This window comes from Mycobacterium sp. NGS68, assembly GCF_059812195.1.
In genome coordinates this window covers 140,342-155,277 of sequence record NZ_JCALCE010000006.1, presented here as the reverse complement: position 1 = coordinate 155,277, position 14,936 = coordinate 140,342, and the positions used below count along the sequence as shown (strand labels likewise).

The window sequence follows — 14,936 nt, the reverse complement described above, 5'->3', positions numbered from 1 at the left end:
CGAGCGTGAAGTCCCTGCGAAATCACCGATGCCCGCAGCGCGGAGGAGCTAGTCGGTGTACACCAGGTCCCGTTCGGGCGGCCGCGAGTTGAGCCGTTCGGTGGGAGTCTTGGCGGGCCGGGTCCGCACCCGGATCGGCCACCAGAACCAGCGGCCCAGCAGTGCGGCGATCGACGGCGTCATGAACGCGCGCACGATCAGCGTGTCGAACAGCAGGCCCAGGCCGATCGTGGTGCCCACCTGCCCGATCATCCGCACGTCGCTGACCACCATGGACGCCATGGTGAACGCGAACACCAGGCCGGCGTTGGTCACGACCTTGCCGGTGCCGCCCATCGACCGGATGATGCCCGTGTTCAGGCCGGCGTGGATCTCCTGTTTGAAGCGCGACACCAGCAGCAGGTTGTAGTCCGAACCCACCGCCAACAGCACGATGACGGACATCGCCAGCACCAGCCAGTGCAGCGGGATGCCGAGGATGTGCTGCCAGAACAGCACGGACAACCCGAACGACGCGCCCAGTGAGATCGCGACGGTGCCGACGATGACGGCGGCGGCCACGAAAGCGCGGGTCAGGATCAGCATGATGATGAAAATCAGGCAGAGCGAGGAGACTCCGGCGATCACCAGGTCCCATTTGGCGCCGTCGGAGATGTCCTTGAAGACGGCCCCCGTTCCGGACAGGTAGATCTTGGCGTCCTCGAGCGGCGTGCCCTTGAGGGACTCCTCGGCCGCGGTGTGAATCTTGTCGATGCTCGCGATGCCCTCGGCCGACGCGGGGTCGGTGCGGTGCAGGATGATGAACCGGGCCGCGCGCCCGTCGGTGGACAGGAAACTCTTCATTGCGCGCTGGAAGTCCGCGTTCTTGAACACCTCGGGCGGCAGATAGAACGAATCGTCGTTCTTGGCCTGGTCGAAGGCGTGTCCCATCGCCATCGAGTTGTCGCTCATCTCGTCCATCTGCGCGAAGATGCCCGCCATGGTGCTGTGCATCGTCAGCATCATGTGTCTCATGCTGTCCATGGAATCGATCATCGGCGGGAACGTCGTGATCATTTCCGGCATCAGCCGATCCAGCTGTTTGATGTCGCCGACCAGCACATTCAGCCGCTCGGAGATCTGGTCGATCCCGTCGATGGCGTCGAATATCGAGCGCAGCGAATAGCAGACCGGAATGTCGTAGCAGTGCTTTTCCCAGTAGAAATAGGAACGGATGGGCCGGAAGAAGTCGTCGAAGTTGGCGATCTTGTCGCGCAGGTCATTGGTGATCTGCTGCATCTCTTCGGTATCGCCGACCATCTTGTGCGTCACGCCCACCAGCTGCGTCATCAACGCATACATCCGTCGCATCAGCGCGATCGTCTTGGTCATCTCGTCGGCCTGCTTGAGCATGTCGTCCATGCGGGCGCGCTGGAACTTCATGGTCTGCATCTGGCCGGCGCTCTGGATGCTCATCTGGAACGGGATGGACGTGTGGTCCATGGTCGTCCCGTCGGGTCTGGTGATGGCCTGGACGCGGGAGATCCCGGGCACCCGGAAGATGCCCTTGGCCAGCTTGTCCAGGATCAGGAAGTCGGCCGGGTTGCGCATGTCGTGGTCGCTCTCGACCATCAGGATCTCGGGATTCATCCGGGCCTGGCTGAAATGCCTGTCCGCGGCGGCGAAGCCCTCGTTGGCGGGGATGAAGGACGGCAGGTACGCCCGGTCGTTGTAGCTGGGCCGGTAGCCGGGCAGGGTGAGCAGGCCGACGAGCGCGATGGCGAACGTGACGGCCAGGATCGGCAGCGGCCAGCGCACCACCGCGGTGCCGACGCGGCGCCAGCCGCGCACCTTGAGCAGCCGCTTGGGGTCGAATATCCCGAACCGGCTGCCGACGACCAGCACCGCCGGGCCCAGCGTGAGCGCCACCAGCACCGCGACCATCATGCCCACCGCGCAGGGAATGCCCAGCGTCTGGAAGTAGGGCATCCGCGCGAAGTGCAGGCAGAACGTCGCCCCGGCGATCGTCAGACCCGAGCCCAGAATGACGTGGGCGGTGCCCTCGTACATGGTGTAGAAGGCTGTTTCCCTATCCTCGCCGGCCTGACGCGCCTCCTGGTAGCGGCCGATGATGAAGATCCCGTAGTCGGTGCCGGCCGCGATCGCAAGCGACGTGAGCAGGCTGACGGAGAAGGTCGAAAGGCCGATGAGCCCGCTGTGGCCCAGCAAAGCGACGCCCCCGCGCGCCGCGCTCAACTCGATGCCGACGGTGAGCAGCAGCAGTACCACCGTGCGGATCGAGCGGTAGACGAACAGCAACATCACCAGAATCACCACGAGCGTGGTGACGGTGATCTTGACCATGGATTTGTCGCCGCTGTGATGGAGGTCGGCGGCCAGCGCCGCCACTCCGGTGACGTAGGCCTTGATCCCGTGGGGCGGCGGGTTCTCCTTGACGATCTTGCGTACGGCCTCGACGGATTCGTTGGCCAGCAGCTCGCCCTGGTTGCCGGCGAGATTCACCTGCACGGTGACGGCCTTGCCGTCGTTGCTCTGTGCGCCCGCGGCGGTCAGCGGATCACCCCAGAAGTCCTGAATGGCCAGCACGTGCGCCTTGTCCGCGCGCAGCTTGCGGATCAGGTTGTCGTAGTACACGTGGGCCTCATCGCCCAGCGGCTTGGCGGGCTGGCCGGGTGTGTCGACTGACTCCAGCACGAGCATCGCCACGCTGTCGGTGCCGCCCTCGTCGAAGACGTGACCGATGTGTTTGAGGGCGACGAACGACGGTGCGTCGCTTGGGCTCAACGACACCGAGCGTTCCTGGCCGACCACCTCCAGGGACGGGACGAACAGGCTGAGGATGACCACCAGCGCGATCCAGAACAGGATGATCGGCACCGCGAGCGCGTGGATCATCCGGGCGATGAACGGCCGGTGCTGGGCAGGGGCCGACTCCGGGGGACCCTGGATGACGGGTGCGCTCACGCGGATTTCACCACACAGAAGGTGAAGGCGTTGACCTCGTTGGAGACCCGCTCGGCCTTGACCTCGTTGTCCACCATGATGCGGCAGCCGATGCTATCGCCAGTGCCCTGTGCCACAAGGTTTCCCATCATTGCAGCCTTGTCGGTGGTGACGACCAGCGACCACGGCAGCACGGCTCCGTCGACGTGCTGCGGGTCGGCGTTGACGTCGAAGTACGCGATGTCGGCGACCGATCCGGGGGCCCCCCAAACCTCGAGGGTGATCCGCTTGGGGTTGAAGGGCTTCGGGCTGCCAAGGTTGCTGTCGGCGTACGACGGCCGCTTCTCGGAGCCGAAGTAGCCGTGCACCCGGAACACGATGAACCCCCCGACGATCAGAACCGCGACGACGACCAGCGGGATCCACAACCGCGATAGCAGCTTGAAAATCGCAAGTCCCCTTCACCGGTCGTAAGTCTGCTCGCCCCCGGGCGGGACGAAAGTAAACCTTGGCTACCCTAAGCCGGAACTGTCAATTCCTTTCACGTGCGGCCCCACGAGTGTAACGCATATCACGTGCGTAACAGAGCGCCCAGCAACCTCCTGACCAGGCGCTAATCACGTTGTGTGCGTTATGCAAATCACATGATGTGCGTTATCCTCGGCCGGTGGCGCAACTCACCTTCCGTCGCGCCCGCACCGAGGAGAACAAGCGCCAACGTGCGGCGGCCCTCGTGGAAGCCGCACGCTCGCTGGCGCTCGAAACCGGCGTCGCCTCGGTCACCCTGACCGCGGTCGCCGGCCGCGCCGGAATTCACTACTCCGCGGTGCGCCGCTACTTCAGCTCCCATAAAGAGGTGCTCCTGCACCTGGCCGCCGAAGGCTGGGTGGGGTGGTCGAAGACGGTATGCGAGCAACTGGCCGAACCCGGTCCGATGTCGGCGGAGCGGGTCGCCGAGACGCTTGCCAGCGGCCTGGTCGCCAATACCCTCTTCTGCGACCTGCTGGCCAACTTGCACCTGCACCTCGAGCATGAGGTGGATGTCGATCGCGTGGTCGAAATCCGGCGGACCATCAGCGCCGCGGCCGTCGCGCTCGCGGACGCGATCGAGCGCGCCCTGCCCACCCTCGGCCGCGCCGGCGCCTTCGACATTTTGATCGCCGCCTACTCGCTGGCCGCCGCCTTCTGGCAGATCGCGAACCCGCCGGAGCGGCTCACCGATGCCTACGCCGAGGAACCCGAGGTACTGCCGGCTGAATGGAACATCGAATTCGGCTCCGCGCTCACGCGGGTGCTCACCGCGACCTGCATCGGCTCGCTGCCGGGGTCCCGATGACGAGCGCGTCGAAGCGACGTTCGATGCGCCACGTCGAGAATTCTTGGTGGTTTTACATTAGGTTAGGGGGGCTAAGTTGAAAGACAGGCCAATTAGTTGGCGGCTCTCAGTGCTAGGAAAGCACGCCCATGACGACGACTGAGCCAAGGACCGAACCGTTGACGATCCCGGATTCTGCTGGCGGCAAGGGTGGTACAGCGACTCAGCGGAAGCGCCGAGGTCTGTGGAGCCTGCTCACGCGGTTCTGGCTCATCCTCACCGTGTTGGCCGTCGTCGCGCTATCGGCGTTCGTCGTCCACCGACTGCACGACGTCTTCGGCGTTCGCAGCGGTTCGTTCGGTGGCGGCACAGCCGGTGACGTCATCGACCAGTTCAACCCCAAGACGATCACTCTCGAGGTTTGGGGTGCACCGGGCAGCACGGCGACCATCAATTACCTCGACGAAAACTCCCATCCTCAACAGGCACTCAATGTGCCGCTGCCGTGGAGGACAGAATTGAAGTCAACGAAGCCCGGGATCCCGGCCAACCTGATTGCGCAAGGCACGGGAAGCTGGATCGCCTGCCGGTTCCTCGTCAACAACAACGACGGGCGCGGTGACGTCGTCAAGGCGCCGAACCAATCGCCCCCGAACATGACGGTGAATGCCTTCGTCTACTGCCTGGACAAGTCCGCATGAGCGAGACTCCCACCGAGGTCGCCGAGGCTCCTCGGCGCGTCGACCAGCCGCTGATCCCGCCGTTCTTGCCGCGGATGATCCACCGGCTGGCGCTGCCGATCGTGCTCATCTGGCTGGGCATCGCCTTCGTCACCAACACCGTGGCCCCGCAGCTGGAGGTCGTCGCCAAGACCCACTCGGTGTCGATGAGTCCGACGGACGCGGCGTCCTTCCAGTCGATGATGCAGGTTGGAAAGACCTTTAAAGAGTTCGATTCCGACAACTCGGCCATGATCTTGCTGGAGGGCGACAAGCCACTGGGGGCCGAGGCGCACCGCTACTACGACGAGATCGTCAGGCGCGTCGAGCAAGACAAGAAACACGTTCAGCACGTCCAGGACTTTTGGAGCGATCCGCTGACCGCCGCGGGCTCCCAGAGCCACGATCAGAAGGCCGCATACGTTCAGGTCTACCTCGCCGGCAACATGGGCAGCGGGCAGGCGAACGAGTCTTCCGAGGCCGTCCGCAAGATCGTGGACTCGGTGCACGCGCCGCCGGGAATCAGGGCCTACGTCACCGGCGCGGGTCCGCTGTTCGCCGATCAGTCCCACGCGGGGGAGAAGGGCGTCGCGGTCGTCACCCTCATCACCCTCTTGGTGATTGTGGTGATGCTGCTGATCGTCTACCGGTCGGTGACGACGGTTCTGGTCATGCTGGCCATCGTGTTCATCGAGCTCGCCGCGGCCCGCGGTGTCGTTGCGACGCTGGGCAACTACGGGATCATGGGCCTGTCGACCTTCGCCAACAACATGCTGGTGCTGGTGGCGATCGCCGCCGGGACGGACTACGCGATCTTCGTCGTCGGCCGCTACCACGAGGCCCGTGGTCTGGGTGAATCCCGCGAAGAAGCGTTCTACACCATGTTCCACAGCACGGCGCACGTGGTGCTGGGATCCGGCCTGACGATCGCCGGCGCGATGTACTGCCTGAGCTTCTGCCGGTTGCCGTACTTCGAGTCGCTGGGGGTGCCGTGTGCCGTCGGCATTCTGGTCGCCGTTCTCGCGGCACTGACCCTGGGCCCGGCGATGCTGACGGTGGCTTCGTTCTTCAAGCTCATGGATCCCAAGCGCAAGTTGCAGACCCGGGGCTGGCGGCGCATCGGCACCGCAGTCGTCCGCTGGCCCGCACCGGTTCTCGCAGTGACGATCGCGATCGCCCTGGTCGGCCTGCTCGCCCTGCCCGGGTACAAGACGGACTACGACAACCGGCACTATTTGCCGTCGGACACTCCGGCCCAGATCGGCTATACGGCCGCCGACAAGCACTTCAACCAGGCCCGGCTCAATCCCGAGCTGCTGATGATCGAGACCGATCACGACCTGCGCAACCCGGCCGACTTCCTCGTCCTGGACAAGGTCGCCAAGGCGGTCTTCCATGTCCCCGGTATCGGCCGGGTGCAGACCATCACCCGGCCGCTGGGCACGCCACTGGACCACAGCACCCTCGGTTTCCAGATGAGCGCTCAAGCCGCGGGGCGCATTCAGACGCAGCACTATCAGGACGAGCAGGCGAAAAACCTGCTGAGCCAGGCCGACGAGCTGCGCAAGACGATGGCAACGCTGCATGAGCAGATGCAGGTCACCCAGGACCTCAGCAACACGACGCACGCAACGACCATTCTCACCAAAGAAACTGTCGAAATCACCGCGAAATTGCGCGACGACATCGCCAACTTCGACGACTTCTTCCGGCCTATCCGTAGCTACTTCTACTGGGAGAAACACTGCTTCGACATACCAATTTGCTGGACGCTGCGGTCCATCTTCAATGCGCTGGACGGTATCGACCAGGTGGCAGAGAACATCGTGAAACTCAGCCAGAATCTGGACAAGCTGGACCAGATTCAGCCCAAGCTCGTAGCGCTGATACCCCCGCAGATTGAGAGCCAGCAGCGCAATCTCGACACCATCATGTCGAACTATGCGACCACGATGGGTCTCAACGCGCAGGCAAGGGCACAGTCCGAGAACGCCACCGCCCAGGGAGACGCGTTCGATAGGGCGAAGAACGACGACACCTTCTACCTGCCGCCCGAGGCGTTCCAGAGCCCAGACTTCGCGCGGGGTCTCAAACAGTTCATCTCGCCGGACGGGCACGCTGTCCGGTTGATCATCTCGCATGAGGGCGACCCGGCGACCCCTGAAGGCATCAAGCTCATAGAACCGATCCAGAAGGCCGTACACGAGGCGATCAAAGGCACGCCTTGGGAGGGCGCCAAGGTCTACCTCGGCGGTACCGCCGCGACGTATAAGGACATGCACGACGGATCCAACATCGATCTGATGATCGCCGGGATTTCCGCGGCCACACTGATTTTCATCATCATGCTGATCATCACCCGCAGCGTCGTGGCGGCGTTCGTGATCGTCGGCACGGTGTTGCTGTCGCTGGGCGCCTCGTTCGGGCTCTCGGTGCTGCTATGGCAGTACATCCTCGGCTTCAAGCTGCACTGGATGGTGTTGGCGATGGCGATCATCCTGCTGCTGGCGGTCGGCTCGGACTACAACCTGCTGCTGATATCGCGGTTCAAGGAGGAAATCCACGCCGGGCTGAAGACGGGCACGATCCGCGCGATGGCCGGTTCGGGATCGGTGGTGACCTCCGCAGGTCTGGTGTTTGCCGCCACCATGGCCACGTTCATGTTCAGTCCGCTGCGGGTGATGGCCCAGGTGGGTACGACGATCGCACTGGGCCTGCTGTTCGACACCTTGATCGTGCGGTCGTTCATGACGCCGGCGCTGGCCACTTTGCTCGGTCGCTGGTTCTGGTGGCCGCAGCACGTGCGCCCGCGCCCGGCCAGCACCATGCTGCGACCGTTCGGACCGCGTCGCGCGGTGCGCGAACTGCTCCTCAAGGACGTTGATGAACACCCACCCGGCGGACTGGTAAAGCAGCGCTAAATGCCCTGCTAGAAGCAGAGTTTGCCACCACCTGCCGCAAACCCCTATCCGACGACCCCCCGTTCTGAATAGGCTGACGTCATGCCTGACGGTAAGCCGAACATCCTGGTGATCTGGGGCGACGACATCGGGATCACCAATCTGAGTTGCTACAGCGACGGCCTGATGGGCTATCGCACGCCCAACATCGACCGGATCGCCAACGAGGGGATGCGGTTCACCGACTCCTACGGCGAGCAGAGCTGCACGGCGGGCCGCGCCGCGTTCATCAGCGGGCAGAGCGTGTACCGCACCGGGATGAGCAAGGTAGGGGCTCCGGGGTTCGACATCGGTTGGGCCGCAGAGGATCCGACGATCGCCGAGCTGCTCAAGCCGCTCGGCTACGCGACCGGGCAGTTCGGGAAGAACCACTTCGGCGACCTGAACAAGTACCTACCGACGGTGCACGGGTTCGACGAGTTCTTCGGCAACCTCTATCACCTCAACGCCGAGGAGGAGCCCGAGCAGGCGGACTACCCGCACAAGGACCAGTTCCCCCGGCTCCACCAGCTGGCGTTGCCGCGCGGAGTGCTCAAATGCCGGGCCACCGACGAGGTGTCCACCGAACCCGACGACCCGAAGTTCGGTCCGGTCGGCAGGCAGACGATCGAGGACACCGGACCGCTGGACACCACGCGCATGGAGACCGTCGACGACGAGATCACCGAATTGACAGTCGATTACATCAAGCGCCAGCATGCGGCCGGCACCCCGTTCTTCGTGTGGATGAACACCACCCACATGCACCTGTACACCCACACCAAGCCGGAGAGCCGCGGCCAGGCCGGGCTGTGGCAGTCGGCCTACCACGACACGATGATCGATCACGACCGCAACGTCGGCCAGGTGCTCGACGCCTTGGACGAACTCGGCATCGCCGAGGACACCATCGTCATCTACTCCACCGACAACGGCCCGCACCGCAACAGCTGGCCCGACGCCGGGACCACACCGTTCCGCAGCGAGAAGGACACCAACTGGGAAGGCGCATTCCGGGTGCCGGAGATGATCCGCTGGCCCGGAAAGATCAAGGCCGGCACCGTGTCCAACGAGATCATCCAGCACCACGACTGGCTGCCGACGCTGTTGGCCGCGGCGGGAGACCCCGACGTCGCCGACAAACTCAAGAACGGCTACCGCATCGGGGACATCGAGTACAAGGTCCACATCGACGGCTTCAACCTGCTGCCGTATCTGACCGGCGAGGTCGAGACCAGCCCGCGGCGCGGCTTCTTCTACTTCTCCGACGACGGCGACCTGGTGGCCATGCGGTTCGAGAACTGGAAGATCGTGTTCGCCGAGCAACGCTGCCAGGGCACCATGCGGATCTGGGCCGAGCCGTTCACCGCACTGCGGATCCCGAAGCTGTTCAACCTGCGCACCGATCCCTTCGAATACGCCGACATCACCTCGAACACCTACTACGACTGGTTCCTGCACCACGACTACTTCGTGTTCTACGCGATCGCGATGGCAACCCAATTCCTGGAAACATTCAAGGAATTCAAGCCGCGTCACCCGCCGGCCAGTTTCACCATCGACCACGCGGTGGAGAAGTTGCACCAGTTCCTGGCCAAAGATTAAGTGCTCGAGTCATGGCGGGACGGCCCCGCGAAGGCGGCGATCGTCGACTTCGTCGCGCGCGCGACGTCGGAGGTGGCGCCCGAACAGCGGGTCGCGGTCTTCGACAACGACGGCACCCTGTGGTGCGAGAAGCCGGCCTACATTCAGCTCGACTTCCTGGTCCGCCGGCTGGCTGAGCATGCCGCCGAGGACCCGTCGCTGCGGGACAACGAGCCCTACCGCGCCGCCGCCGCCAACGACCTGTCCTGGTTCGACGACGCCGTCACCAAGCACTACAACGGCGACGACTCCGACGTCAAAATCCTTGCCGGGGCGATACTTTCGGCCTATCAGGGCCTGACGGTCGAGGAGCACGCGCGGCGGGTGACGGAGTTCTTCGCCGAGGCCACCCACCCCACGCTGAACCGTCCCTACACCGCGTGCGGCTACCTGCCGATGGTCGAGTTGCTGCGCTACCTGGAGGCCAATGGCTTCACCAGCTACATCGCCTCCGGCGGCGGACGCGACTTCATGCGGCCGGTCACCGCGCAGATGTACGGGCTGCCGCCGGAGCAGGTGATCGGCAGCTCGGTGGGGCTGGACTTCCGGGACGGCCAGCTGCTGACGACGTCACGGCCGGAGTTCCTCGACGACGGCGCGGTCAAGCCGGTGCGGATCTGGGGACGGGTCGGACGGCGCCCGATCCTCGCCGTCGGCAACTCCAACGGCGACCTCGCGATGCTGCAGTACACCCACGCCGCCGAACTGTCGCTGTGCGTACTGGTGCGCCACGACGACGCCGTCCGGGAATTCGACTACGTCGCCGGCGCGGAAAAGGCTTTGCAGGAAGCCGATGCGCGAGGATGGACCGTCGTCAGCATCCGCGACGATTGGGCCACCGTCTTCGGCTAGACCCAGTTCCACACGGACATGTCGCCGCGCGGGTAGTTGTTGCACACCTCGGTCGCCTTTGCCACGACGCCCTTGTTGTTGAAGAAGATCTTCGCCCAGTTGCCCCAGTGCGTCGCCATCTGCTCGTAGTAGATGTTCGTCGCGGTGTCCTCCGAGTACTGCCGGCGCTCGGCGGGCGACAGCGAGAAGAACCAGTGGATGCGGTCCACCGCGGCCTGCTGGATATCGGCGGGCCGGTTGGACTTGTCGATCATGTAGCGCTGGTAGTAGACCGGGCTGGTGTCCCGGGCCGCCGCCAGGTACTGCTCGGCGTCGCAGGTGGTCGCGATGATGCGGCGGGGAATCGGGAAGTCCTCGGTGGAATCCGCTACCGCGACCTTGGGGAAGGCCGCGGCGGCGATGCCGAGGGTGATAAAGAGGGCCACGAAAACACTGCCTGCACGCAGGCTAGAAAACAGCCGGAACATACCGCCCACCGTAACACGGACACATTTCGTAGTCCATCTTACTAGTGGTCGCTATCAGGGACGATGACGTGCGACGGGTCCGGCCGCAGGTCCGGCGGGGCCTGGCTGTAGTCGCCGAACGGCCCGTCGCGGCGCGCCACCGCGGCGCGCACGCCCTGCGTCTCGGCGGTGCGGACGAACTCCAGCGCGTCCGGGGTGTTGCGCATCAGCCCGTCGAGCACGACGCCCAGCGTCTGGGTGGACGCCAGGCCCATGTTCTCGTAGGCCTGGTTGACGATCAGCTTCTGCGCCCGCAGCTGCGACAGCGGGATCTGCGCCAGCTCTCCGGCGATCTCGGCGACCCGCGCCTCCAGCCGCTCGAACGGGACGGCCTCGTTGATCAGCTCGATCTCGGCGGCCTGCACGCCGCTCAGCGGCCGGCCGGTCAGCGAATGCCACTTCACCTTGGCCAGGCTCAGCCGGTACAGCCACATGCCGGTCAGGTAGACGCCCCACATCCGGCTGTACGGGGTGCCGATGACGGCGTCCTCGCTGGCGACGACGAGATCGGCGCACAGCGCGTAGTCGCTGGCCCCGCCCACGCACCAGCCGTGCACCTGCGCGATCACCGGCTTGGAGGCGCGCCAGATGGCCATGAACTTCTGCGACGGCGAGATCTCGCGGGCGGTGGCCATCGCGAAATCCTTGCCCGGGTCCCACTTCCCGTCGGTCATCATCTCCTCGCCCCAGTGCTGGAAGCCGCCGCCGAAGTCGTACCCCGCGGAGAACGCGCGTCCGGCGCCGCGCAGCACGATGACCTTGATGTCCCAGTCCCGTTCGGCGAGCCCGATGGCGGCCTCGATCTCGTCGGGCATGGGCGGAACGATCGTGTTGAGCTGCTCGGGGCGGTTGAGCGTGATCGTGGCCACCGGGCCCGCGGTGGAGTACAGCAGCGTTTCGAATGTGGGTGAGGACATAAGCGGAAGACAAGTCGTTGCCGGACGCAAGTGTCAAGGCACCGCGCTGGTTCGGCCGAACGCGGGATGGGTACGCGCGACGACGAGGGTGTCGCGGCAACGATGCGGGGTGAGCGATTATGCGCGAGACGACGGGACGCTCACGTCCGCGACGGGAAAGCGGGTTGCGGCGGTCAATGCAGGAGTTCCTCGCGCTGCCATTGGAGATCATCGTCGGGTTCGTCGTGCTTGGTGTCGTCACCAGCTTGATGGACGGCAGCGATGCGGGTTGGCTGCAGCCCGTCATGCACGCGCTGTCGAAGCTGGCTCCGCCGCAGGAAAACCAGTCGATGCTGCGCACGGTGGCTCCCGGGATGCTGACCCTGATGACGATCACCTTCGTGCTGTTGCTCACGTTGGTTCATCGGATGGCCGATGTGTTCACGTGGGTCGTGGTGGAGCAGTTTCTGCGCCGCCGCGTCAACCAGGCCTTTTTCGGCTACTTCGCAGGGCTGTCGGCCTACTACGTGGTGGTGCTGACCCTCGTCGATCCGCAGAAGGCGGTGTTCAGCACCGCGGTCGCCCTGGTCCTGAGCGTGCTCGCGCTGGCCGGGCTGGTGGTTTTCGGTTATCTGGTGCTCGACCAGCTGCGTCCCCCTTCGGTGGTGGAGCGCATCGTGCAACTCACCACCGCCACCCGCGACCATCAACTGAGCTGGTTGCGTCGGATGCGGGACCAGCCGCGCCTAGGGCACCTCCCCGCCACCACCGTCCGGGCCGAGTGCAACGGCTATCTCGTCGACATGCACATCGACACGCTGCGCCGCGCGCTGGACTCCGCCCACGGCGAAGTGGAGATCGAATTCGGTGTCTCCCTCGGCAGTCACCTGGTCGTCGGCTCCGAGTTGGCCACGGTTCGCGCCGACGACGAGCGCGAGCGTGAACGGCTGGCCGGCGCCGTCCTGGATGCGTTGCGCTGCGGCCGGGAACGGCAACTGGACCGCGAGCCGTCCTACGGCGTGCACCAGCTGTCCAGCATGGGGTGGGCCGCTGCCACCCAGCGCGATCCGGAGGCGGCCCTGGTGACGGTCGACGGGCTGCATGTGCTCCTGGCCCACTGGGCGAAGGAGCCCGACCAGCCAGGCGCGAGCGACGACGACCGGATTCCGGTGGTCTACCGGGACAGCACGATTCCCGTGGTGCTCACGGCGCTGACCAGCATCGCGGCGGGCGCCATCGAGGGCGGACAACATCAGACCTGTGCTCAGGTGCTGAACGTCTTCACCATGACGTTTCCGCTCCTTTCGGCGGACCACCGAGACACGGCCACCGCGCAGCTGCGCTACCTGCTGCCGACGGTTACCAGGCACCCCTTCACCGCCGAGCTCGATCGGGCGCTGACCGGGCTGGCGGATGTGCTTGCCGAAAACGGCCATCCGCGCATAGCGGCGGAATTGGGCCGCCTCGAATCGCGGCTGAACGATCGATTGGTCGACGAGAGACGCCTATCCGGGACCCCCGGGATCAATGACCTGGACCACTCCCGTGCTGACGCCGGCGACGAAGAGCCGTCCGGACGCCGGGTCCACACCTAGCGAGTAGGGGTTCTGCACGGTGGGAAAGCGCCGGAACTCCTGCGGGTCGGGCCCGTCCAGCCGGTAGCCGACGACCACGTTGGTTCCCGACGAGGCGACCCAGAGCCGGTCGCGCACCGGGTCATAGGCGATGCCGTAGGGTCCCCCCGGCTGCGCGACGTGCCCGACCTCGCGCGGGGCCCCGCGCACGTCGAACACCCTGACCATGTCGCCGCGCGTGTCGGTGGCGATCAGGTGACCGTGCCGGTCGGCGACCAGGTGGGTGGGGCCCGCGCCCGCCGGGGTCGAGCCGACGACGGCCAGCCTCTCGGCGTCATAGCAGGTCAGAACGTTTCGGCGGGCGTCCAGCACGCCGACCGTCGTACCGGTGGCGGCCACACCGGCGGGCTGCACGCTGCCGCCGAAGACCTTCACCACCCGGTCGCCGCGCACGACGCTCACCGTGCCGCCATGCTCGTCGGACACGAACACGGCACCGTTCGATGCCGCCGCGGCGTCGTGCGGGAAGGTGCCGGTCGGGATCGGCGGTGACGCCGGACCCGTGGGGAGCTGCACCCGCACCAGCGCGTTCGCGGTTTCCACCGGCACCAACACCGGCCCGCCGGGCGCCGCCAGCTGCAGGTGCCGCGCGGAGCCAGGCAGTGGAACCCGGGCGATGACGTCGGCCGCCGAATCGGCATTGAGCAGCACCAGTTGATCGGGATCGTGGGTGGCGACGACGACGGTACGGGTCACCTCGTCGACGGCGACACCTTCCGGATGCGCGCCGACGGGCACGGTGCGGCCGGGCGCGGCGGCGGCGGGCGCCTGCTGCGGCTCGGCCGCCGGCGGCAGCGTCGGATGGCCACATGCGAGCAGCGCCGCGGCAAGTACCAGCGCCGGCCGCGCGCCGCTCACGCAGCCTGTCGGCGCCGATAGCCCCAGCGCGCCACGAGGGCGGCGACCACGACGGCCAGCGCGGCCAGCAGATAGGTCTGGTACTGCACGAACGTGTGGTAGATCGCGGGAACGTGCGGTTCGGCCAGATATCCCACCAGCACCCAGATCGCGACCCACGCGACGGCGCCCACGAAGTTGTAGGTCAAAAAGCGCCGCCATCGCATCTCGGCCATGCCCGCGACGATCCCGATGGCTTGCCGAAACCCGTCGACGAACCGTCCGATCAGCACGACCATGTTGCCGCGCCCGTGGAAAAAGCGCTCGGTGGCGTCGATCCGTTTCTCGCTCAGGAAGACGTAGCGGCCGAAGCGCTCCACCAGCGGCCGCCCACCGTAGTGGCCGATCGCGTACCCCAGGTTGTCGCCGATCACCGCGGCCAGCATGGCGGAGATCAGCACCGCGACCAGGCTCAGCTGCCCGGACGCCGCGAAGACGCCGGCCGCGATGAGGATGATCTGGCCGGGCGCCGGGATGCCGATGCCCTCGATGCTGACCACGCCGACCAGCGCCAGGTAGCCGTAGCGGTCGAGAACCGACCCGAGCGAATCCAGGACCCCCGGCAGATGCGACGACATGATCCCCGAGGGT

Annotated in this window: 12 protein-coding genes; 6 read left to right on the top strand and 6 right to left on the bottom strand. The window is 65.7% G+C overall.

Features of this window, described 5'->3' with window-relative positions; all coding sequences use genetic code 11:
• Positions 1-48 precede the first annotated feature (48 nt).
• Entirely contained in the window at positions 49-2,895 is a 2,847-nt protein-coding gene (locus AC5Y5V_RS09595; RefSeq protein ID WP_499933560.1) for an MMPL/RND family transporter, read from the bottom strand.
• A 65-nt stretch (positions 2,896-2,960) separates the two neighbouring features.
• Complete coding sequence (locus AC5Y5V_RS09590) at positions 2,961-3,383, bottom strand: MmpS family transport accessory protein (protein ID WP_499933557.1); 423 nt, start codon at positions 3,381-3,383, stop codon at positions 2,961-2,963.
• A 209-nt stretch (positions 3,384-3,592) separates the two neighbouring features.
• On the opposite strand from AC5Y5V_RS09590, the gene AC5Y5V_RS09585 reads away from it, so the two are divergent.
• From AC5Y5V_RS09585 to AC5Y5V_RS09565, 5 genes are all read left to right on the top strand, one after another.
• Positions 3,593-4,279: a TetR/AcrR family transcriptional regulator gene (locus tag AC5Y5V_RS09585; RefSeq protein WP_499933303.1), complete on the top strand. Its 687-nt coding sequence runs from the start codon at positions 3,593-3,595 to the stop codon at positions 4,277-4,279.
• Positions 4,280-4,407: 128 nt separating this feature from the next.
• The gene (locus AC5Y5V_RS09580) at positions 4,408-4,959 is read left to right on the top strand and encodes an MmpS family transport accessory protein (RefSeq protein ID WP_499933301.1); all 552 of its coding nucleotides are present in this window, start codon (positions 4,408-4,410) and stop codon (positions 4,957-4,959) included.
• Entirely contained in the window at positions 4,956-7,898 is a 2,943-nt protein-coding gene (locus AC5Y5V_RS09575; RefSeq protein ID WP_499933299.1) for an MMPL/RND family transporter, read from the top strand. Before AC5Y5V_RS09580 ends, AC5Y5V_RS09575 begins: the two co-directional genes overlap by 4 nt.
• Positions 7,899-7,979: 81 nt before the next feature.
• Entirely contained in the window at positions 7,980-9,521 is a 1,542-nt protein-coding gene (locus tag AC5Y5V_RS09570) for an arylsulfatase (RefSeq protein WP_499933296.1), read from the top strand.
• Positions 9,522-10,412 (top strand): HAD family hydrolase, encoded by an 891-nt coding sequence (locus AC5Y5V_RS09565; protein ID WP_499933294.1) that lies wholly within the window; start codon positions 9,522-9,524, stop codon positions 10,410-10,412.
• On the opposite strand, the gene AC5Y5V_RS09560 is transcribed toward AC5Y5V_RS09565, so the two are convergent.
• Together AC5Y5V_RS09560 and AC5Y5V_RS09555 are read right to left on the bottom strand one after the other, a co-directional pair.
• Positions 10,409-10,879, bottom strand: coding sequence for a DUF5078 domain-containing protein (locus AC5Y5V_RS09560; RefSeq protein ID WP_499933291.1), 471 nt, complete (start codon positions 10,877-10,879; stop codon positions 10,409-10,411). The two genes, AC5Y5V_RS09565 and AC5Y5V_RS09560, sit on opposite strands and share 4 nt — an antisense overlap.
• A gap of 41 nt (positions 10,880-10,920) precedes the next feature.
• Positions 10,921-11,835, bottom strand: coding sequence for a crotonase/enoyl-CoA hydratase family protein (locus AC5Y5V_RS09555; protein ID WP_499933288.1), 915 nt, complete (start codon positions 11,833-11,835; stop codon positions 10,921-10,923).
• A 119-nt stretch (positions 11,836-11,954) separates the two neighbouring features.
• Between AC5Y5V_RS09555 and AC5Y5V_RS09550 the strand changes: the two genes are divergently transcribed.
• Positions 11,955-13,409 (top strand): DUF2254 family protein, encoded by a 1,455-nt coding sequence (locus tag AC5Y5V_RS09550; RefSeq protein WP_499933284.1) that lies wholly within the window; start codon positions 11,955-11,957, stop codon positions 13,407-13,409.
• Here AC5Y5V_RS09550 and AC5Y5V_RS09545 read toward each other — a convergent pair.
• Positions 13,320-14,306, bottom strand: coding sequence for a YncE family protein (locus AC5Y5V_RS09545; RefSeq protein ID WP_499933282.1), 987 nt, complete (start codon positions 14,304-14,306; stop codon positions 13,320-13,322). The genes AC5Y5V_RS09550 and AC5Y5V_RS09545 overlap by 90 nt on opposite strands.
• Complete coding sequence (locus AC5Y5V_RS09540; protein WP_499933278.1) at positions 14,303-14,923, bottom strand: DedA family protein; 621 nt, start codon at positions 14,921-14,923, stop codon at positions 14,303-14,305. Before AC5Y5V_RS09540 ends, AC5Y5V_RS09545 begins: the two co-directional genes overlap by 4 nt.
• Between the last annotated feature and the right edge of the window lie 13 nt (positions 14,924-14,936).